Annotated in this window: 16 protein-coding genes; 10 read left to right on the forward strand and 6 right to left on the reverse strand. The window is 72.6% G+C overall.

The window, feature by feature from the left end:
• Positions 1 to 252: 252 nt before the first annotated feature.
• A complete protein-coding gene (locus ACWDR4_RS18130; RefSeq protein WP_450409565.1) occupies positions 253 to 2,061 on the reverse strand; it encodes a phosphatidylglycerol lysyltransferase domain-containing protein in 1,809 nt (602 codons plus the stop codon).
• A gap of 232 nt (positions 2,062 to 2,293) precedes the next feature.
• Here ACWDR4_RS18130 and ACWDR4_RS18135 point away from each other — a divergent pair, with 232 nt between their 5' ends.
• Together ACWDR4_RS18135 and ACWDR4_RS18140 are read left to right on the forward strand one after the other, a co-directional pair.
• Positions 2,294 to 3,415, forward strand: a complete 1,122-nt coding sequence (locus ACWDR4_RS18135; protein ID WP_450409567.1) for an alpha/beta hydrolase — start codon at positions 2,294 to 2,296, stop codon at positions 3,413 to 3,415.
• Between the two features lie 134 nt (positions 3,416 to 3,549).
• A complete protein-coding gene (locus ACWDR4_RS18140; RefSeq protein WP_450409569.1) occupies positions 3,550 to 4,908 on the forward strand; it encodes a hypothetical protein in 1,359 nt (452 codons plus the stop codon).
• 61 nt (positions 4,909 to 4,969) lie between these two features.
• Here ACWDR4_RS18140 and ACWDR4_RS18145 read toward each other — a convergent pair whose 3' ends face one another.
• Together ACWDR4_RS18145 and ACWDR4_RS18150 are read right to left on the reverse strand one after the other, a co-directional pair.
• Positions 4,970 to 6,307, reverse strand: coding sequence for a PH domain-containing protein (locus ACWDR4_RS18145; protein ID WP_450409570.1), 1,338 nt, complete (start codon positions 6,305 to 6,307; stop codon positions 4,970 to 4,972).
• Positions 6,304 to 6,819, reverse strand: a complete 516-nt coding sequence (locus tag ACWDR4_RS18150) for a PH domain-containing protein (protein ID WP_450409572.1) — start codon at positions 6,817 to 6,819, stop codon at positions 6,304 to 6,306. Before ACWDR4_RS18150 ends, ACWDR4_RS18145 begins: the two co-directional genes overlap by 4 nt.
• A 31-nt stretch (positions 6,820 to 6,850) precedes the next feature.
• Between ACWDR4_RS18150 and ACWDR4_RS18155 the strand changes: the two genes are divergently transcribed.
• Complete coding sequence (locus ACWDR4_RS18155; protein ID WP_450409574.1) at positions 6,851 to 8,011, forward strand: NADH-quinone oxidoreductase subunit D; 1,161 nt, start codon at positions 6,851 to 6,853, stop codon at positions 8,009 to 8,011.
• Between the two features lie 24 nt (positions 8,012 to 8,035).
• On the opposite strand, the gene ACWDR4_RS18160 is transcribed toward ACWDR4_RS18155, so the two are convergent.
• Positions 8,036 to 9,049, reverse strand: a complete 1,014-nt coding sequence (locus ACWDR4_RS18160; protein ID WP_450409576.1) for an SAM-dependent methyltransferase — start codon at positions 9,047 to 9,049, stop codon at positions 8,036 to 8,038.
• A gap of 131 nt (positions 9,050 to 9,180) precedes the next feature.
• On the opposite strand from ACWDR4_RS18160, the gene ACWDR4_RS18165 reads away from it, so the two are divergent.
• Both ACWDR4_RS18165 and ACWDR4_RS18170 read left to right on the forward strand, forming a co-directional pair.
• Positions 9,181 to 10,383, forward strand: a complete 1,203-nt coding sequence (locus ACWDR4_RS18165) for a sensor histidine kinase (RefSeq protein ID WP_450409577.1) — start codon at positions 9,181 to 9,183, stop codon at positions 10,381 to 10,383.
• Positions 10,384 to 10,436: 53 nt separating this feature from the next.
• Positions 10,437 to 11,108 carry a response regulator gene (locus tag ACWDR4_RS18170; protein ID WP_450409604.1) on the forward strand — a complete coding sequence of 224 codons (672 nt, stop codon included), beginning with the start codon at positions 10,437 to 10,439 and terminating at the stop codon, positions 11,106 to 11,108.
• Between the two features lie 21 nt (positions 11,109 to 11,129).
• Here ACWDR4_RS18170 and ACWDR4_RS18175 read toward each other — a convergent pair whose 3' ends face one another.
• Both ACWDR4_RS18175 and ACWDR4_RS18180 read right to left on the reverse strand, forming a co-directional pair.
• The gene (locus ACWDR4_RS18175) at positions 11,130 to 12,230 is read right to left on the reverse strand and encodes a DUF5937 family protein (protein WP_450409579.1); all 1,101 of its coding nucleotides are present in this window, start codon (positions 12,228 to 12,230) and stop codon (positions 11,130 to 11,132) included.
• A gap of 46 nt (positions 12,231 to 12,276) precedes the next feature.
• Positions 12,277 to 13,482 carry a threonine aldolase family protein gene (locus tag ACWDR4_RS18180; protein WP_450409581.1) on the reverse strand — a complete coding sequence of 402 codons (1,206 nt, stop codon included), beginning with the start codon at positions 13,480 to 13,482 and terminating at the stop codon, positions 12,277 to 12,279.
• A 195-nt stretch (positions 13,483 to 13,677) separates the two neighbouring features.
• Between ACWDR4_RS18180 and ACWDR4_RS18185 the strand changes: the two genes are divergently transcribed.
• From ACWDR4_RS18185 to ACWDR4_RS18205, 5 genes are read left to right on the forward strand one after another with little or no spacing between them, the layout of a single operon-like run.
• Complete coding sequence (locus ACWDR4_RS18185; protein WP_450409582.1) at positions 13,678 to 14,631, forward strand: Rossmann-like and DUF2520 domain-containing protein; 954 nt, start codon at positions 13,678 to 13,680, stop codon at positions 14,629 to 14,631.
• Positions 14,628 to 15,647, forward strand: a complete 1,020-nt coding sequence (panC, locus tag ACWDR4_RS18190; protein WP_450409584.1) for a pantoate--beta-alanine ligase — start codon at positions 14,628 to 14,630, stop codon at positions 15,645 to 15,647. The genes ACWDR4_RS18185 and panC overlap by 4 nt, the downstream gene beginning before the upstream one ends.
• Complete coding sequence (locus ACWDR4_RS18195; RefSeq protein WP_450409586.1) at positions 15,644 to 17,410, forward strand: L-aspartate oxidase; 1,767 nt, start codon at positions 15,644 to 15,646, stop codon at positions 17,408 to 17,410. Before panC ends, ACWDR4_RS18195 begins: the two co-directional genes overlap by 4 nt.
• A 5-nt stretch (positions 17,411 to 17,415) precedes the next feature.
• Positions 17,416 to 18,402, forward strand: coding sequence for a carboxylating nicotinate-nucleotide diphosphorylase (nadC, locus tag ACWDR4_RS18200; protein WP_450409588.1), 987 nt, complete (start codon positions 17,416 to 17,418; stop codon positions 18,400 to 18,402).
• A 10-nt stretch (positions 18,403 to 18,412) separates the two neighbouring features.
• Entirely contained in the window at positions 18,413 to 19,210 is a 798-nt protein-coding gene (locus tag ACWDR4_RS18205; RefSeq protein ID WP_450409590.1) for a type III pantothenate kinase, read from the forward strand.
• Positions 19,211 to 19,331 lie beyond the last annotated feature (121 nt).

Below are 19,331 nucleotides of genomic sequence, written 5' to 3' on the forward strand. Positions count from 1 at the left end.
GGGTCGGCCGGAATGCTCTCTTGGCTCGGCTGGGAGCCTCCTCGGTCCGGTTGAGGAACAACCTCGGCGCGGGGCCGTCACGCGGCCTCGGCTCCGTCGGAACGCGGCCTCGGCGTGGCCGGAATGCGGCCTTTACTCCGCCGCGAAGCGACCCGATCCGGTCGGAAAGGGTTCGTCGGGCCGTGGCCCGAGCGGCGCCCCCTGGGCTGGAGGGGGGCGGGGGCGCCGCTCGGGCCTGTCTGTGGCGGTGCGCTATGCCGCGCGCACCGTGCCTCTCTCCGCCGCCCCGTGGGCGCACGGGCGGCGGGCCGACGTGCGGCGGCGGAGGAGGCGGGGGAGGGCCAGTGTCACGAAGCCCTCTGCCTGCATCGCGGCCAGGCCGATGCGGGGGAGGTCGCCGGAGGCGCGGTAGACCACGAAGCGGGGTTCCCAGCGGGGGCGGAACTTCGCGTTGAACTTGTACAGGGACTCGATCTGGAACCAGCGGGACAGGAACACCAGGAGACCGCGCCAGGCGCGCAGTACCGGGCCGGCGCCGATCTTCTCGCCGCGGGCCAGGGCCGAGCGGAACATGGCGAAGTTGAGCGAGACGCGGGCGACGCCGAGGCGGGGGGCGGCCTCCAGGGCGGCCACGATGAGCAGTTCGTTCATGCCGGGGTCGGCCGAGCGGTCGCGTCGCATCAGGTCCAGGGAGACGCCGTCGGTGCCCCACGGCACGAAGTGCAGGATCGCCTTCAGATCGCCGTACGGGCCGGGCTGCTCGTCGGTCTTGTGGGCGGTGGCGATCAGGCAGTCGCCGTCTCCCGGGTCGCCGATGCGGCCCAGTGCCATGGAGAAGCCGCGCTCGGTGTCGGTGCCGCGCCAGTCCTCCGCGGCGAGCCTGATCCGCTCCAGCTCGTTCTCCCCGAGGTCACGGATGCGCCGTACCCGGGTTTCGTAGCCCGCGCGTTCGATGCGCTTGACCATCTGGCGCACGTTGCGCATCGCGCGCCCGGAGAGGGAGAAATCCGCGACGTCCACCACCGCCTCGTCGCCCAGTTCGAGGGCGTCGAGGCCGGTCTCGCGGGTCCAGACCTCGCCCCCGGTCTCCGAGCAGCCCATGACCGCGGGGGTCCAGGAGTGGGCCTTGGCCTCGTCCATGAAGCGTTCGATGGCGCCCGGCCAGGCCTCGACGTCGCCGATCGGGTCGCCGCTCGCCAGCATCACACCGGAGACGACGCGGTAGGTCACCGCCGCCTTGCCGCTGGGGGAGAAGACGACCGCCTTGTCGCGGCGCAGCGCGAAGTGGCCGAGGGAGTCGCGGCGGCCGTGCTTGTCGAGGAGGACGCGCAGCCGGTCCTCGTCCTCCTGGGTGAGGTGTGCGGCCGGGTGTTCGGGGCGGAAGGCGAAGTAGATCGTCGTGATCGCGGTCAGCAGGCCCAGGGCGCCGAGCGAGTAGCCGACGGTCCAGGAGGTGGGCCCGTCGTAGTCGACGGGTCCCTCGAAGCCGAACAGGCCGTACAGGACGTGGGTGATGCGGTCGGCGAGGCTCGGGTCGCCGTACATGCGGTCGCCGTGGGCGCTCACTATGACCAGCCCGAGCGCGAGCGAACCGGCGCTCATCAGCACGAAGTTGGTGAGCGCGCGCCAGCGGCTGCGCGGGTCGGGCAGGGCCTCGAACTCGGTGCGGTGGCGCAGCAGCATCACCAGCAGGAGTACGGAGATGACGAGCCCGACGATCGAGTGCCGGTAGGCGAACTGGGCGACGGCGCCGGCCGGCAGCAGGGCCACGGCGGCGCGCCAGGCCCGGCGCTTGCGGCGACGCAGGCCGTGCGCGAGGAGCAGCAGGAGGACGCCGGTGCTGAGCGAGAGCGCGGCGGCGAACGGGCCGAGCGCGCCGGGCAGCACCTCCGCGATCGCGTGCATCCGGCTGTGCCGGAAGCGCGGGAACACCTCGGCGGCGATGTCGACCAGCCCCACGAGCGCACAGGCCCGGGCGACCCACGCGGGGACGGCCTCGGGACGCGGGCCGCGCAGTACGCGCCGTACTCGGCTTGATCGTCCCGGAACCCCGGTCGACATTTCACCATCTGTCCTGACAGACATCGCATCCCGTAGTTCTGCGAGAGACCTGGAATCCGGAGCCAATCCGGCATCCGGCGACATTGCGCCCTCTAGGACGGTGTCTCGGGGGGACAGGTTCACTCCCCAGTGGAAAGCCGTTTCAAAGGACACCCAAAGTCCGGGGCAAGCCGCTGTGAAGGAACGTGCGGGCAGCGGCCGGCGCCGGGGGAGAGAGCGGGCAACAGCAGTCATGGGTCTCACGAGCAGGACAGTGCTGGCGCTGGCGATCCTGGCCGCCGCCCTGTTGTTCATCGGCACGATCGCGTTCTGGCCCCGGCTGGCGCGCCGCAACTGGCGGGCCGTCGGCGGCCGGACGCTACTGCTGCTGGCCACGCAGGTCGCGGTGTTCGCCTCGGTCGGTCTGGCCGTCAACCAGAGCTTCGGCTTCTACGCCTCCTGGGCCGACCTCCTGGGCAAGGAGACCGACCAGGGTGTGGTCGTCGACCAGAGTGGCGGGGCGCACGGCGGCTTCCAGGTGCTGTCCACCCAGTCGGTGAGTGTGCCGGGCGGTCATCTGCCCAGGGTCGGCGGCCAGATCCAGAAGATCGGCGTCGTCGGCAAGAAGACGGGGATCACCTCTCCGGCGTACGTCTATCTGCCACCGGAGTACTTCCAGCCGCAGTACGCGAAGCGCACCTTTCCGGTCGTGGTCGTGCTCACCGGCTATCCAGGGACCGCGCAGGCCCTGGTCACGAAGCTCAACTACCCGGACACGGCGCACGGGTTGGCGCGTGAGGGCAGGGCGCAGCCGATGATCCTGGTGATGCTGCGGCCGACCGTGGCGCCGCCCCGGGACACCGAGTGCGTGGACGTGCCGAACGGGCCGCAGACGGAGACGTTCTTCGCCCAGGACCTGCCAATGGCCGTCGCCGGCCACTACCGGGTCGGGTCGAGGCCCGGCAGCTGGGGCATCATCGGCGACTCGACGGGCGGCTACTGCGCGCTGAAGCTCGCGATGCACCACCCGCGCGCGTACACGGCCGCGGTGGGGCTGTCGCCCTCCTACAAGGCGCCGATCGACGCCACCACGGGAGACCTCTTCCAGGGCGACAGGAAGCTGAAGCGCCACGCCGACCTGGAGTGGTACATCAGGCACATGCCGCCGCCGGACGTCTCCCTGCTGGTCACCACCAGCAGACACGGAGAGGCCAACTACGGCCCGACGATGCGGTTCGTGGACCTCGTGAAGACGAAGGCCCCGACGCGGATCTCGACGATCGTCCTGGAGAGCGGCGGCCACAACTTCAACACCTGGCGGCGGGAGATCCCCGGCTCGCTGGAGTGGCTGAGTCAGCGGCTGACGGACCGTTGACGCCGCGGACGTGAGCGAAAGGGGCGTACAGAGGTCCGATGCCAAGGGCCGTCTGCCCTGTGAAGGGTCTGGGGCGACTGTGTTTTTACCGGGCGGGGCACCAAGATTCGCCTACGCGCGGTAAGTTTCTGGCCATGCCACGTGGACGTCACCGCCATTCACCACCTCTGCACCGGCTGCTGCCTCCAGCGGCGATCGCGGGCGTCTCGCTCGTCTGCGCCCTGGGGCCATGGGTGTTCACGGATACCGGCGTCCTCCGGGTGATCGCCGCGTTCGCCGCGGCGATCACGGTCGTGGGCGCTGCGGTCATGCGCCGCTGGGACATGGAGGCGGGCAAACAGGTCGCCGACCTCACGCGCGCGCGGGCGAGCGACGACTGGCGGCACGAGGAGCGGGCCGCCGAGTTGGAGACCGACCTGGAGGAGTCCCGCGAGCTGCGCGTCAAGCTGGAGCAGAAGCTGCGCGCGAAGCGGGCCGAGCTGCAGGGACTGCGCAACGAGCACGCGGCGCTGCTGCGGCGGTACGCCACGGCGGAGACCGAGCGGGCCAGCGCGCTGGAGGGCCGGCGACTGCTGGAGCTTGAGGCCGCGGTACCGGCCCAGGACTCGGACGCGGACACGGACGTCGATGTCGACGTGGACGTGGACGTGAAGGCGGCTGCGGGTACGGGTTCGGCGCGGGCGCTGCCGGCCGGGTCCGGCGGTTCGGCGGACGACGTCGACGAGGCTGACGAGGCCGAGGTGCTGGACTCCGACGCTGCCGCGCTGGACGCGGCGGCGGCCGGCGTCTCGGCGGCGTTGGGCGCGGTCGGCGCGCAGACCTCGGGCGACACGGCTGACGCGGCTGAAGCGGCCGACACGGACGACGAGGCCGACGAGGAGACCCCGGCGGTCTTCTCCCCGGAGGGTTCCTCGCTCTTCCTGCGGGCGCGGGCGGCGCTGGCCAGGTTCGACGGCGAGACCCGTACGAAGGCCGAACCGGCCCCGGCCGACGCGGAGATACCCGCTGACGTCGCAGTGGCCTCCTCCGAGGCATCCGACGGCCCCGCCGTCGACAAGGCGGAGGCCGTGCAGGAGGACGAGGCGAAGGGGAAGTCCGAGGCGGCCCGTGGACACACGAGAGCCGCCGCAACTCCCGCCGAGGCCAAGCCCGCCAAGCCCGTGCGCGGCACCGGGCACTACACCGTGCCGACCGCGGTGGCCGTCGTACCGACGACCGCCCCCCTGCGCAGGCCCGCCGTCGAGGGCGGTTTCGACTTCTTCGGTACGCAGAAGGAGACGGCGTCGGCCTCGCTGGAGTCCGTGCAGAACGAGGATCTCGCCGACGTCGTCGGGCAGGAGGCGCTCGCGCTGCACAAGGCGGAGTCCGAGGCGCAGTTCAAGCCCGCGGACGAGGAGTCGCGCGGGGTCGGCATCGGTCAGGTGATCGACCTGACGGCGCACGACGAGACGGAGCACATCGACCTTCAGGGGCTGCGCAGCGCGGTTTCCTGACGCTCGGCTGACGCCCGGTCAGGCCGCCGCCCTCCCGCGCCACACGCGCGCGGGAGCCCCGTTACGCCATCCACCGGTCCGGTCGCGCGTCCCGCCGTCCGGTCCGGGACCGCTCCGCCTGCCCCCGCAGCAGCTCCGCGGCCTCCTGGGTGTCCCGTAGACCGGCTGTGACGGTCTTGTTGGCCCCCGTGTCCACATGGACGTCCGCGAGGCCCTTGAAGCGCGCCCAGGGCCCTTGCTCCAGCCGTACGCTCTGGACCTTGGCGTGCGGGACCAGGGCCAGGCTGCGGCGCAGCAGCCCGTGCCGGGAGACGAAGACGCTGTCGGTGACGGCGATGCCGTAGCCGCGCCACCAGAACGGCAGGCACCAGCCCGCCCGGTGCGGCGGACGCGACAGCGACGCGGGCACCTTCACCCCGGGCAGCACCCGGCCTATCACCGCCTCCGCGATCTCGCGCGGCGCCACCGGCACCAGCACCGAGTTCGACGAGCCCGCCACGTCCAGCTCCACCCGGACCCACCCGCGCCGCCGCCACAGCAGCGGCTCCACGATCCGTACGGTCTGTACCCGCCCCGGCGGCACCGTCTCGTGCGTACGGTCGAGCAGCCCGTGGTCGATGCGCAGCCCGTCCGGGGACTCGCCGACCGTCCAGTCGTACTCGGCGACGAACCGTCCCACGCTGCTCGCGCCCGCCGCCCCGAGCAGGGGTACGCCGGTCGCGAGCACCGTCCACAGGCTGTGGGTGGCGAACCAGAGGAACGGCGGTACGACCAGTGCGGCGGCCAGCGAGCCCCAGGTCGCGCCGGTCAGCACCAGGGAGACGGCGAGCACGCGCGCGGGGATGTGCAGCAACTGCCGGGCCGGTGCCTCGCCGACCTCGTGCGCGTGCTCGGGAGCGAAACCGGCCGCGCGGGCGAGCAGTTCGGCCCGCAGGGCACGCGCGTGCCCCTCGCCCAGGTAGGCCAGCTCGTCTTTCTTGTCCGTCCCTACGACGTCCAGCTTGAGCTTGGCGACGCCCGCGACCCGGGCCAGCAGCGGCTGGGTGATGTCGACGGCCTGGATGCGTTCGAGCCGGATGTGCGCGGTGCGCCGGAACAACAGGCCGGTACGGATGCGCAGTTCGGTGTCGGTCACCGCGAAGTGGGTGAACCACCAGGTCAGAAAGCCGTACAGGGCGCCACCGAGCACACACACGGCGAGGCCCAGCAGCAGGGTCGTGGTCGCCAGCCGGGTCAGCTGGCGCTGCGCCTGGTCGGGGTCGTGCACCGCCCACCCGATGAGCACGGCGACCGGCGCCCACGCGCGCCGAAGTGGCGTGACGGGATGCAGCCGCTGCTCGACGACCGGCTGTTTGCCGTTCTCTATGGGGACGTCGGTGTCGGTGCCGGGGGTCGTCACAGCCCCGCCGATCGGGCCTCGCCCAGCTCGGTGAGCCGGTCCCGCAGGCGTTCCGCCTCGGCCGGTTCGAGGCCGGGGATGAGCGCGTCGGTCGCGGCGGCGGCCGTGTGCAGCTGCACGCTGGCCAGCCCGAAGTGCCGCGCGACGGGCCCCGAGGTCACCTCGACGAGTTGCATCCGCCCGTACGGCACGATCGTCTCCTCGCGCCACAGCACACCCCTGCTGATCAGCAGGTCGTCGGCGCGCTCGGCGTACCGCCAGGAGGCCCAGTTGCGGCCCAGCATCGGCCAGCCCCACAGCAGCACGCCGAGCGGCAGCAGCGCGAAGGCCGCCCAGGCGGGGCCGCAGAGCAGGCCGAGCAGCAGTCCCGTGCCGAGCGTCAGCGGCACCAGCCAGACCACCAGCAGCAGCCGGCGCATCCGCAGCAGGTCCCGGGGCAGCCCGGTCCACACCGGCTCGCCGTGCTGCTCGCCTCGCGTTTCGCCCGCGGTATCCGGGCTCCCGGTCTCCATGCCGCAAGCGTACGTACGACAGACTGTGTCCATGAGTCTCACGACGGGTCCCACGGAGACCGTGGTCGGTGTCGGCGGCGCCGCGGAGAGCACCGACATGGTGCTCAACATCGGGCCTCAGCACCCGTCCACGCACGGCGTGCTGCGGCTGCGGCTGGTGCTCGACGGTGAGCGCATCCAGCACGCGGAGCCGGTGATCGGCTATATGCACCGCGGTGCGGAGAAGCTCTTCGAGGCGCGTGACTACCGTCAGATCATCATGCTGGCCAATCGGCACGACTGGCTGTCGGCGTTCTCCAACGAGCTGGGCGTGGTCCTCGCCGTGGAGCGGATGCTCGGCATGGAGGTCCCCACGCGCGCGGTGTGGACGCGCACACTGCTCGCCGAGCTGAACCGGGTCCTCAACCATCTGATGTTCCTGGGCTCGTACCCGCTGGAGCTGGGCGGGATCACCCCTATCTTCTACGCCTTCACGGAGCGCGAGGAACTCCAGCACGTCATGGAGGAGGTCTCCGGCGGGCGCATGCACTACATGTTCAACCGCGTGGGCGGCCTCAAGGAGGACCTCCCGGCGGGCTGGACCACCCGCGCGCGTGCCTCCGTCGCGTCCCTGCGCTCGCGCATGGACCGGTTCGACGACCTGGTGCTCGGCAACGAGATCTTCCGGGGGCGCACGCGCGGTGTGGGCGCGCTCTCGGCGGAGGCGGTGCACGCGTACGGCGTGAGCGGGCCCATCGCGCGCGCCTCGGGCGTGGACTTCGACCTGCGTCGCGACGAGCCGTATCTGGCGTACGGGGAGTTGCAGGACACCCTGAAGGTGGTCACCCGGCAGGAGGGCGACTGTCTCGCCCGCTTCGAGTGCCTCCTGGAGCAGACGCACAACGCCCTCGACCTGGCCGACGCCTGCCTCGACCACCTCGCCGAGCTGCCGCCGGGACCGATCAACCAGCGGCTGCCGAAGGTCCTGAAGGCGCCCGAGGGGCACACGTACGCGTGGACCGAGAACCCCCTCGGCATCAACGGCTACTACCTCGTCAGCAAGGGCGAGAAGACCCCGTACCGGCTGAAGCTGCGCTCGGCGTCCTTCAACAACATCCAGGCGCTCACGGAACTGCTGCCCGGGACGCTGGTCGCGGACATGGTGGCGATCCTGGGGTCGCTGTTCTTCGTGGTCGGGGACATCGACAAGTAGGGCCCGCTTCTCAGTGCCGGGTCCTCAGAGGAGCGGGTCGGGGATGCCCGCCGGCCCCAGCAGCCACCCGAAGTCCCCGAGCCCGCCCGTCGCCGTCAGCTCGGCGGCCTCTCCGGCGCCCGCCAGGGCCCGTACGTACGCTGCGGGGTCCGTGGACGCCAGGGACAGGGGAGGGCGCCCGCCGGTCACTCCGAGGGCGTGCAGGGCCGTCCGCTGGGTCAGCAGCCGTGCTCCCGGCCCCGCGCAGGCGTCCAGCGCCACATGGGCGGTCAGATCGCACGAGCCGTCCGGCACGGGCGCGGTCTCCCGGCCGGCCCGGAAGCCGGTGAGCGTCCCGAAGGGCGGCCGGGTGGCGGATGTGTGCGCGTAGTCGACGGCGACGGCGAGGCCGCGCTCGACGGTGGCTCTGGCGGCGGCCCAGGCGGTGTCCCTGGGGAGCCCGATCTCGGCCCGCGCCCCCGGCTCCGGCGGCAGCGGCCACCACCGCGCCAGCCACTCCGCCTCCGCCCCGGAGAGGGGCTCCCCGAGCCGCTCGGTGCCGTCCCGTCGTACGAGAACCAGGCGCGGTACGCCCGCCGGGTCCACCTCCGCGACCTCCACGGGGACGTTGTCCAGCCACTCGTTCGCGAACAGCAGTCCGGTGATGCCGCCGGGGGGCTCGGTCAGCCACTCGATGCGGTGATCGAGGTCCACGGGGCGGTCGGCCAGCTCGACGGCGTACCCACGCGCGCGGGCGGCCACCTCCGGGGGCAGGGCCCTGAGGACGCCGGTGACGAGTTCGCCCCGGCCGGCGCCCATGTCGACGAAGCCGAGCGACGCGGGCCGGCCCAGCGCCTCGTCGACCCGGCACAGCAGCCGGGCCACGGCACCGGCGAAGAGCGGCGACGCGTGGACGGACGTACGGAAGTGCCCCGCGGGGCCCTCGGGCCGCCGGTAGAAACCCTGTTCGCCGTAGAGCGCCTCCCGCGTCGCCGCACGCCAGCCGTGCCACTCGCCCGCTGTTCCGCCCGCCGTCGCGTCCACCGTCTCTCCTGCCACGGGGTCAGGCTAGGGCGCGGACCCCCGCCACCCAGGGGACGGGGTCTCCACCTTGGGGAGTACGCCGGGGCGTTGCGGATCGACCCTCCGGTTGACCCCCGCGCACAGAACGCTTCCCTACTCTGGGTTACGTGCAACGTGTCTATGACTTCCTTCGCAGACACCCGACATGGGTCGACGGCTTCTGGGCCGTCTGCCTGTTCGGGATCTCCGCGCTGGGCGGAGCCGTCGGGAGCGAGACCGGGGGCACTCAGTCCCGGGCGGCGATCGTCCTGGTGTCGCTCGCGCTGTCCCTGGTGATCGCCCTGCGCCGGCGCGTGCCCGAGCGGATGCTCGTGCTGGCAGCCGTGGTCGGGGCGGCGCAGCTGGCGCTGGACGTCGAGCCGTTGCCCGCGAACTTCGCCATGCTGGTGATCGTCTACACGGTGGCGGCGAGCGGGCCCCGCTGGGCCTCGCGGTTCGCGCTGATCGGCGGTCTGTGCGCGGCCCCGCTGGCCCAGCTGCGCTGGCCGGAGAAGGAGACGGGCACCGCGGGCAATCTCGCCCTGGTGGTCTTCCTGGCCGTGCCGTTCGCCCTCGCCTGGGTGCTCGGCGACTCGTTGCGCACCCGCCGCGCCTACTTCGCCCAGCTGGAGGAGCGCGCCGCCCGCCTGGAGAAGGAGCGCGAGGCCCAGGCCAAGGTCGCGGTCGCCGCCGAGCGCGCCCGGATCGCCCGCGAGCTGCACGACGTCGTCGCGCACAACGTCTCCGTGATGGTCGTCCAGGCCGACGGCGCCGCCTACGTCCTCGACTCCGCCCCCGACCAGGCGCGCAAGGCCCTGGAGACCATCTCCGGCACCGGCCGCCAGGCCCTCGCCGAGATGCGCCGGCTGCTCGGCGTGCTGCGCACCGGCGAGCACAAGGAGGGCGGGGAGTACGTTCCGCAGCCCGACGTCGAGCAGATCGACGACCTCGTCGAGAAGTGCCGTGGCGCCGGTCTCCCCGTCGACTTCAAGATCGAGGGCACCCCGCGCCCGCTGCCCAGCGGAGTGGAGCTGACGGCGTACCGCATCGTGCAGGAGGCGCTCACCAACACCCGCAAGCACGGCGGTCCGAACACCGGAGCGAGCGTGCGCCTGGTCTACTTCGACGACGGCCTCGGCCTGCTGGTCGAGGACGACGGCAAGGGCGCCCCGCACGAGCTGTACGAGGAGGGCGGCGCCGACGGACAGGGGCACGGCCTGATCGGCATGCGCGAGCGCGTCGGCATGGTGGGCGGCACCCTGGACGCGGGCCCGCGCCCGGGCGGCGGATTTCGCATCAGCGCCCTGCTGCCGCTCAAACCCGCTCACTGACACGTGCACGTTCGATATGGGTGTGCATGTTCGATCTATCGGAGGACCTCGCCATGCTCATCCGCGTGATGCTCGTCGACGACCAGGTGCTGCTGCGCACCGGGTTCCGGATGGTGCTTGATGCCCAGCCGGACATGGAGGTCGTGGCCGAGGCGGGCGACGGTGTCGAGGCCCTCCAGGTGCTGCGGGAGACCGAGGTCGACGTGGTGCTGATGGACGTACGCATGCCGAAGCTCGACGGGGTGGAGACGACCCGGCGCATCTGCCAGGGCGAGAACCCGCCCAAGGTGCTGATCCTGACCACCTTCGACCTCGACGAGTACGCCTTCTCCGGGCTGAAGGCGGGCGCGTCCGGCTTCATGCTCAAGGACGTGCCGCCCGGTGAACTCCTCACCGCCATCCGCTCCGTGCACAGCGGCGACGCCGTCGTGGCGCCCTCGACGACCCGGCGGCTCCTCGACCGCTTCGCGCCCCTGCTGCCGGGCACCGGCACACAGCCCCAGCACAAGGAACTGGAACGGCTCACCGGACGCGAACGCGAGGTCATGATCCTGGTCGCCCAGGGCCTGTCCAACGGCGAGATCGCGGCCCGGCTGGTGCTGTCGGAGGCGACCGTGAAGACCCACGTGGGCCGCATCCTGACCAAGCTGGGGCTGCGGGACCGGGTGCAGGTGGTCGTCCTCGCTTATGAGACGGGGCTTGTGCGGGCGGGTGGGGGCGGCTGATCGCCTCCGCGCGTGCGGCGGCTACCTGAGGATCCCCTCCAGGAAGTCGCTGCCCAGTCGGGCCACCATCGTCACGTCCAGCTGGTGCAGGACGTACCGGCCGCGGCGGCGGGTGGTGGTCAGGCCCGCCTTGCGCAGGACGGCGAGGTGCCGGGATATCTCGGGTGCCGTCATGTTGTGCGTCCGGGCCAGCTCGGTGGTCGTGAACGAGCTGCGGGCCAGCTGACGGCAGAGCCGGATCCGCACCGGGTGGGACAGTGCGGTCAGCCGCAGGCCGAGCTGCTCGACCGAGGGCGGGGCGGCGAGTTCGGGGGAGCCCGCCGGATAGTGCAGGACCGGCTGCCAGCCGTACCGGTGCAGGACCATCAGATGCGGCCAGCCCAGGCTCGTCGGGACGAGCAGGAGACTGCCCGCCGCCGTGGTGTGGCCGTTGCCGAGTTTGTCGATGGTGATCCGGCCCGCGGCCTCGTCGAGCGTGACCGCGGACGACACCGACGCCAGCGCCTCCGGCAGGCCCTTGTGGCGCAGGAGGTCCGTCTTGTGGCGGGCGTCCGCCGTGAGCTGGGGGTGCAGCCGGGACCAGGTCTCGGCGAAGAACGCCTCGTCGCAGTCGGCCAGCAGCTGACGCAGCCAGGTGCGGATCCGGGGCGGGTCGTCCAGCAGGCGTCTGGTGAACCGGACCTGGAGGGGGCCGCGCGAGACGGCCAGATCCAGGGCCCGCTGCCGTGCCCGGGGGTCGGCGAGCGCGCCGGCGCCCTGCTCGTCGTACGGCAGCGCGCAGGTGAACTCCAGGCAGGCGTCCACGAACTGTTCGTCCGTCAGCCGGTCCAGCTGGTCGAGTTCCGCGGCGAGTGTGCCGCCGGGGAGGGTGCCCGCGCCCAGGCCCGCGAACGGCAGGAACAGGTCCGAGAACGTGGAGCGCCACAGGAAGTCGGCCTCGCACATCCGGTCGGCCAGATGCGGGTCGAGCCCGGCGGTCACCCCTGTCGCCCAGCCCTGCAGCCGGGGGTGGTGCCCCGGCTCGGTCAGGGCGTGCAGCGCCATGCCGAGTTCGGCCAGGGGCGAGGGCACGACGGCGATCTGCTCCCGCCCCAGCCCGCACACGTCGATGCTCACGCTCATGCAGCCATGGTGCACCCCACCACTGACAACGCCCCCGGCGATGTGCTTACAGCCGTGCCACGAACTCCGTCACCGCCGCCTTCACGTCGTCCGCCGTCCACTCCAGGCCGGTGGCGCGGACGAACACCTCGGTGACCGCGATCCCCGGGCCGCCCCGGCCCCACTCGTTGGCGAAGAGCAGGGTCTCCGTCTCCTCGCCCTGCCGGACCGCGGCCTCCGCGGCGACCTCGTGGTCGTACGGCAGCCAGACCTGGAACTCGTTGGTGTGCGGCACCTCTGGGTGTACGCGCGTCCACGGCACCCCGGCCGCCGCGAGGCCCTCGCGCAGCGCGGCGGCGACCACGCGCGCGTGGGCCACGTACTCCGGCAGCCGCGGCAGCTCGCGGTCCAGGCCGACGAGGGCCGACAGGACCGTCGGGAACTGCTGGAAGATCGCGCCGCCGTACCGGTGCCGCCAGGCCTTCGCCTCCTCGACGAGGGTTCGGGGACCGGCGAGGACGGCGCCGCCGTAGCCGTCGAGGGACTTGTAGAGCGACACGTAGACGCTGTCCGCGAGGTCCGCGATCTCGTCCAGGGGGCGGCCGAAGTGGGTGGTGGACTCCCACAGGCGGGCCCCGTCGAAGTGCACCACCGCGTCGCGTTCCCGCGCCGCCGCCACGACCTCGGACAGCTCCTCCCAGGTCGGCAGCACGAAACCGGCGTCCCTGAGGGGCAGTTCCAGCATCAGCGTCCCGAAGGGCTCGTCGAAGTCGCGTACCTCGTCGGCCGTCGGGAGCCTGGGCTCGTCCGTCACCCGCAGCGGGCGCAGTCCACTGACCGTGCTGAACGCGTTCCGCTCGTGCAACTCGGGGTGGGCGAGCGCGTGCAGGGCCACCGTCGGGCTGCCGGTGCGGCCCGCCCAGCAGCGCAGCGCCACCTGCTGGGCCATCGTGCCGGTCGGGAAGAAGGCGGCGGCCTCCTTGCCGAGCAGTCCGGCGACCCGCTCCTCCAGGGTCTCGACGATCCCGCCGCCGTAGATGTCGGACGGCTCGTCCAGGTCGTACGACTCCCGCGCCGCGTCGAGCAGCGCCAGCCGCTGCCCGATCGTGCCCAGGAACCCCGGGCGCGCCAGGACACGTTCGGCGCTCCGGAGCGCGGCCCGGCGCCGCAGCCGCCGCTCGGCCTTCCCACCGTGCTCACCACCGTGCTCACCACCGTGCTCACCGCCGGGTTCGTCGCCCGGTCGCCCGCCCTCTTCCGTCGTGTCGCTCATGCTCCGGATCATCCCGCGCGCGGGTCGGAAGGGTCACCCGGATTTCCGCGGGTGCCATGCGCGGACGGCTCCCGCGTACCCACAGCCTGTGGACAACCGGACGCCCCTCGGACCGATCGCGTTAACATGACGAGAAATACGTCCGGTACATCGTCCGGTACCCCGAGCGGACTGGAACGGGAAGGCCGTCGTCGAGTGAGTACATTCCAACAGCCAGACCCCAGGGACCGCCCCGCGCGACTCACCGTCGGCGTGGTCGGCGCCGGACGCGTGGGCCCCGCGCTGGCCGCGTCCCTGCAACTCGCCGGGCACCGTCCGGTGGCCGTCTCCGCGGTCTCCGACGCCTCCGTCCGCAGGGCCGCCCAGCTGCTCCCGGACGTTCCCGTCGTGTCGCCCGCCCAGGTCATGGAGCGCGCCGAGCTGGTCCTGCTGACCGTCCCGGACGACGCCCTGCCCGGCCTCGTCGAGGGCCTCGCCGAGACCGGCGCCGTACGGCCCGGACAGCTGCTCGTGCACACCTCCGGGCGGTACGGCGCGAAGGTCCTGGACCCCGCCCTGAGGGCCGGTGCGCTGCCGCTGGCCATCCACCCCGCCATGACGTTCACCGGCACTCCCGTGGACGTCCAGAGGCTCGCCGGGTGCTCCTTCGGGGTCACCGCGCGCCCCGAGCTGCGGCTGGCCGCCGAAGCCCTCGTCATCGAGATGGGCGGCGAGCCCGAATGGATCGCCGAGGAGAGCCGCCCGCTCTACCACGCGGCTCTCGCCCTGGGCGCCAACCACCTGGTCACGCTGGTCGCCGAGTCCATGGAACTGCTGCGCACGGCCGGCGTCGACGCCCCCGACCGGATGCTCGGCCCGCTCCTCGGCGCAGCCCTGGACAACGCGCTGCGCTCCGGGGACGCGGCCCTCACCGGGCCCGTCGCGCGCGGGGACGCCGGTACGGTCGCGGCCCACGTGGCGGAGTTGCGCAAGCACTCCCCGCAGAGCGTCCCCGGGTATCTGGCGATGGCCCGCGCGACCGCCGACCGCGCCCTCGCCCACGGCCTCCTGAAGCCGGAGCTGGCCGAGGACCTCCTCGGGGTGCTCGCGGGCGGCACGACCCCGCCCGCGAACCCCGAGAGCACCGACAGCGACGGGGGAGACCGATGAGCCGCTTCTGGGGACTGCTGTCCGACACCGACGAACTGGCGGACGCCCACGCGCACATCGGCGTGCCCGGGCACAACGCCGTCGTCATGACCATGGGCGCCCTCCACGAGGGCCACGCCACCCTGGTCCGGGCCGCCCGCGAACACGTCGGCCCCAAGGGCTTCGTGGTCGTCACCGTCTTCGTGAACCCCCTCCAGTTCGGCCAGGGCGAGGACCTCGACCGCTACCCGCGCACCCTCGAAGCCGACGTCCGGCTCGCCGAACAGGCGGGCGCGGACGCCGTGTTCGCCCCCTCCGTGGACGAGGTCTACCCGGGTGGTCAGCCCCAGGTGCGGATCAGCGCGGGCCCCATGGGGGAGCGGCTCGAAGGGGCCACCCGCCCCGGGCACTTCGACGGCGTGCTCACCGTCGTCGGCAAGCTGCTCCACCTCACCCGGCCCGACGTGGCCTTCTTCGGGCAGAAGGACGCCCAGCAGCTCGCGATGATCCGCCGGATGGTCCGCGACCTGAACTTCGGCGTGCGGATCGTCGGCGTACCGACCGCGCGCGAGGCCGACGGCCTGGCCCTGTCCAGCCGCAACCGCTACCTCTCCACCGAGGAACGGCGTACGGCGCTCGCCCTCTCCCAGGCCCTGTTCGCGGGCAGCGACCGGCACGCCGCGCAGGAGGCGCTGCGCGCGCGGGCCCGTGAAGTGCCCGCCACGCACGCGCGTGCCCAGGCCCTCAGCGCCATCGGCGAGTCCCGGGCCGCCGCCGACGCGCACGCCGTCGCGAAGGTCCCCGGCGGCGGTCCCGCCGCCGTCCGCGCCGCCGCCCGCCTCCTCCTGGACGACGCGGCCCGCCTCCGGCCCCCATTGGTGCTCGACTACCTCGCCCTGGTCGACCCCGCCGACTTCACCGAGATCCCGGACGACTTCACGGGCGAAGCCGTCCTCGCCGTCGCAGCCAAGGTCGGGACGACCCGGCTGATCGACAACATCCCTCTCACTTTCGGAACCCCCGGAGCCGCCTCGTGACCACCACAGGCCCCACCGCCGGCAGCCGCGCCGGCACTGCCACCGGCATACGGCTGCACGCCCCCGCCCCCGGCTGGGCCCTCGCCGCGGACGTCGTGGTCGTCGGCTCCGGCGTCGCCGGACTCACCGCTGCCCTGCGCTGCGACGCGGCCGGCCTCAAGACGGTCGTCGTCACCAAGGCCCGCCTCGACGACGGCTCCACCCGCTGGGCCCAGGGCGGTATCGCGGCGGCCCTGGGAGAGGGCGACACCCCCGAACAGCACCTCGACGACACCCTGGTGGCCGGCGTGGGCCTGTGCGACGAGGAGGCCGTACGGATCCTTGTCACGGAGGGACCGGACGCCGTACGACGGCTCATCGAGACCGGCGCCCACTTCGACGAGTCCTCCGAAGGAGGACTGGAGCTGACCCGCGAGGGCGGCCACCACCGCCGCCGGATAGCGCACGCGGGCGGCGACGCGACCGGCGCGGAGATCTCCCGCGCACTCGTCGAGGCCGTCCGCGCACGGGGCATGCGTACGGTCGAGAACGCGCTCGTCCTGGACCTCCTGACGGACGCCGACGGCCGTACGGCGGGCGTGACCCTGCACGTCATGGGAGAGGGCCAGCACGACGGCGTCGGGGCCGTACACGCGCCCGCCGTGGTCCTCGCCACCGGCGGCATGGGCCAGGTCTTCTCGGCGACCACCAACCCGTCCGTGTCGACGGGCGACGGAGTCGCCCTCGCCCTGCGCGCGGGCGCCGAGGTCAGCGACCTGGAGTTCGTCCAGTTCCACCCCACGGTGCTCTTCCTGGGCGCCGACGCCGAGGGCCAGCAGCCGCTCGTCTCCGAGGCGGTACGCGGCGAGGGCGCCCATCTCGTCGACGCCGACGGTGTGCGCTTCATGACCGGCCAGCACGAACTCGGCGAACTCGCGCCCCGGGACATCGTCGCCAAGGGCATCACGCGCCGGATGCTGGAACAGGGTGCCGAACACATGTTCCTGGACGCCCGGCACTTCGGCGCCGACATGTGGGAGCACCGCTTCCCGACGATCCTCGCCTCCTGCCGCGCCCACGGCATCGACCCCGTCACCGAGCCCGTCCCGGTCGCCCCGGCTGCCCACTACGCCTCCGGCGGCGTCCGCACCGACTCCCGGGGCCGTACGACCGTCCCCGGGCTGTACGCATGCGGCGAGGTCGCCTGCACCGGCGTCCACGGCGCCAACCGGCTCGCCTCCAACTCGCTCCTGGAGGGCCTGGTCTACGCCGAGCGCATCGTCGCCGACATCACCGCGGCCCACGGCGGAGACGGCCTCCACGCGCGCGTGCCCGCCCCCGTTCCGCACCCCGAGAAGCCCGCGCACCCGCTGCTCGCCCCCGAGGCCCGCTTCGCGATCCAGCGCATCATGACCGAGGGCGCCGGCGTACTGCGCTCCGCCGCCTCCCTGGACACCGCCGCCACGGCCCTCCAACGGCTCCACGCCGACGCCCGCGACGCCCTCGACGAGAACGGCAAGACCGCCGAACCCGGCGTCGACACCTGGGAGGCCACCAACCTCCTGTGCGTGGCCCGCGTCCTGGTCACCGCCGCCAGGCAGCGCGAGGAGACCCGCGGCTGCCACTGGCGCGAGGACCATGCCGAGCGCGACGACACGACCTGGCACCGCCACATCGTCGTACGGCTGAATCCGGACCGGACGCTGGCCGTACACACCACCGACACCGCAGACTTCCCCCCGACCCGGCCGCATCAGCCGGAGCACCGTCCCCAGGAGCAGTGACAGACGTGAGCACCCCCGACCTTCCCCTCGCCCAGAGCGGCGGCTGCGGCGACGGCTGCGCCTGCGGCGCCGACCCCGACCTGGCAGACGACGTCTACCTGGAGTGCGGCCTCGACCCCGCGCTCGCCGCCCTCCTCGCCGACGCCGGCCTCGACCCCCTGGAGGTCGAGGACATCGCCAACGTCGCCATCCAGGAGGACCTGGACCACGGCGTCGACGTGACGACCGTCGCGACCATCCCCGAGGAAGCCCGCGCCACCGCCGACTTCACCGCCCGAGAGGGAGGCGTCGTAGCCGGTCTGCGGATCGCCGAGGCGGTCGTCTCCGTGGTCTGCACCGACGAGTTCGAGGTCGAACGGCACGTCGAGGACGGCGACCGCGTGGAGGCAGGCCAGAAGCTCCTGTCGGTCACCACGCGCACGCGCGACCTGCTCACCGCCGAGCGCAGCGCGCTGAACCTTCTGTGCCGGCTGTCCGGCATCGCGACCGCCACGCGCGCGTGGGCGGACGTTCTGGAGGGCACCAAGGCCAAGGTCCGCGACACCCGCAAGACGACTCCCGGCCTGCGCTCCCTGGAGAAGTACGCAGTCCGCTGCGGCGGCGGCGTCAACCACCGCATGTCCCTGTCGGACGCGGCCCTCGTCAAGGACAACCACGTGGTCGCCGCCGGCGGCGTCGCCCAGGCCTTCAAGGCCGTACGGGACGCCTTCCCGGACGTACCGATCGAGGTCGAGGTCGACACCCTGCACCAACTGCGCGAGATCGTCGACGCGGGCGCCGACCTGATCCTCCTGGACAACTTCACCCCCGGCGAGTGCGACGAGGCAGTAGCGGTCGTGGACGGTCGCGCGATCCTGGAGGTGTCAGGCCGGCTGATCCTCAAGAACGCCAAGGAATACGCCGACACCGGCGTCGACTACCTGGCGGTCGGCGCCCTCACCCACTCCTCGCCGATCCTCGACATCGGTCTCGACCTGCGAGCGGCGGAGTAGGTACACGGCCATGCTGCTGACCATCGACGTGGGAAACACGCACACCGTCCTCGGGCTCTTCGACGGCGACGAGATCGTCGAGCACTGGCGCATCTCCACGGACGCGCGCCGCACCGCCGACGAACTCGCGGTCCTCCTCCAGGGCCTCATGGGCATGCACCCGCTCCTCGGCGACGAGCTGGGCGACGGCATCGACGGCATCGCCATCTGCGCGACCGTGCCGTCGGTGCTGCACGAGCTGCGCGAGGTGACGCGGCGCTACTACGGCGATGTGCCGGCGGTGCTGGTCGAACCCGGCGTGAAGACGGGCGTACCGATCCTCACCGACAACCCCAAGGAGGTCGGCGCCGACCGCATCATCAACTCGGTCGCCGCGGTCGAGCTGTACGGGGGTCCCGCGATCGTCGTCGACTTCGGTACGGCGACCACGTTCGATGCGGTGTCCGCGCGCGGGGAGTACGTGGGTGGCGTGATCGCGCCGGGTATCGAGATCTCGGTCGAGGCGCTGGGGGTGAAGGGGGCGCAACTTCGGAAGATCGAGGTGGCGCGGCCCCGGGCCGTGATCGGCAAGAACACGGTCGAGGCGATGCAGGCGGGGATCATCTACGGGTTCGCGGGCCAGGTGGACGGTGTGGTGACCCGGATGGCGAAGGAGCTGGCGGAGGATCCGGACGATGTGACGGTGATCGCGACGGGTGGGTTGGCGCCGATGGTGCTGGGGGAGGCGTCCGTGATCGACGAACACGAACCGTGGCTGACGCTGATCGGGCTGCGGCTGGTGTACGAGCGGAATGTGTCCCGCATGTGAGTTCCTCGCCCTCGCCGCCCCTACCCGTCCCATCCCTGGGGGCTGCGCCCCCAGACCCCCGCTGTCGGCCTGAACGGCCTCGTCCTCAAACGCCGGACGGGCTGGACGGGGTGCGGGCGGG

Source organism: Streptomyces sp. NPDC000878, from assembly GCF_053599695.1.

Coding starts and splice junctions, on each gene's coding strand:
- ACWDR4_RS18180 (WP_450409581.1), bottom strand. CDS start 13,482: ATGAGCGACACGACGGAAGAGGGCGGGCGACCGGGCGACGAACCCGGC.
- ACWDR4_RS18150 (WP_450409572.1), bottom strand. CDS start 6,819: ATGGAGACCGGGAGCCCGGATACCGCGGGCGAAACGCGAGGCGAGCAG.
- ACWDR4_RS18140 (WP_450409569.1), top strand. CDS start 3,550: ATGCCACGTGGACGTCACCGCCATTCACCACCTCTGCACCGGCTGCTG.
- ACWDR4_RS18155 (WP_450409574.1), top strand. CDS start 6,851: ATGAGTCTCACGACGGGTCCCACGGAGACCGTGGTCGGTGTCGGCGGC.
- ACWDR4_RS18205 (WP_450409590.1), top strand. CDS start 18,413: ATGCTGCTGACCATCGACGTGGGAAACACGCACACCGTCCTCGGGCTC.
- ACWDR4_RS18130 (WP_450409565.1), bottom strand. CDS start 2,061: ATGTCGACCGGGGTTCCGGGACGATCAAGCCGAGTACGGCGCGTACTG.
- ACWDR4_RS18170 (WP_450409604.1), top strand. CDS start 10,437: ATGCTCATCCGCGTGATGCTCGTCGACGACCAGGTGCTGCTGCGCACC.
- ACWDR4_RS18135 (WP_450409567.1), top strand. CDS start 2,294: ATGGGTCTCACGAGCAGGACAGTGCTGGCGCTGGCGATCCTGGCCGCC.
- ACWDR4_RS18175 (WP_450409579.1), bottom strand. CDS start 12,230: ATGAGCGTGAGCATCGACGTGTGCGGGCTGGGGCGGGAGCAGATCGCC.
- panC (WP_450409584.1), top strand. CDS start 14,628: ATGAGCCGCTTCTGGGGACTGCTGTCCGACACCGACGAACTGGCGGAC.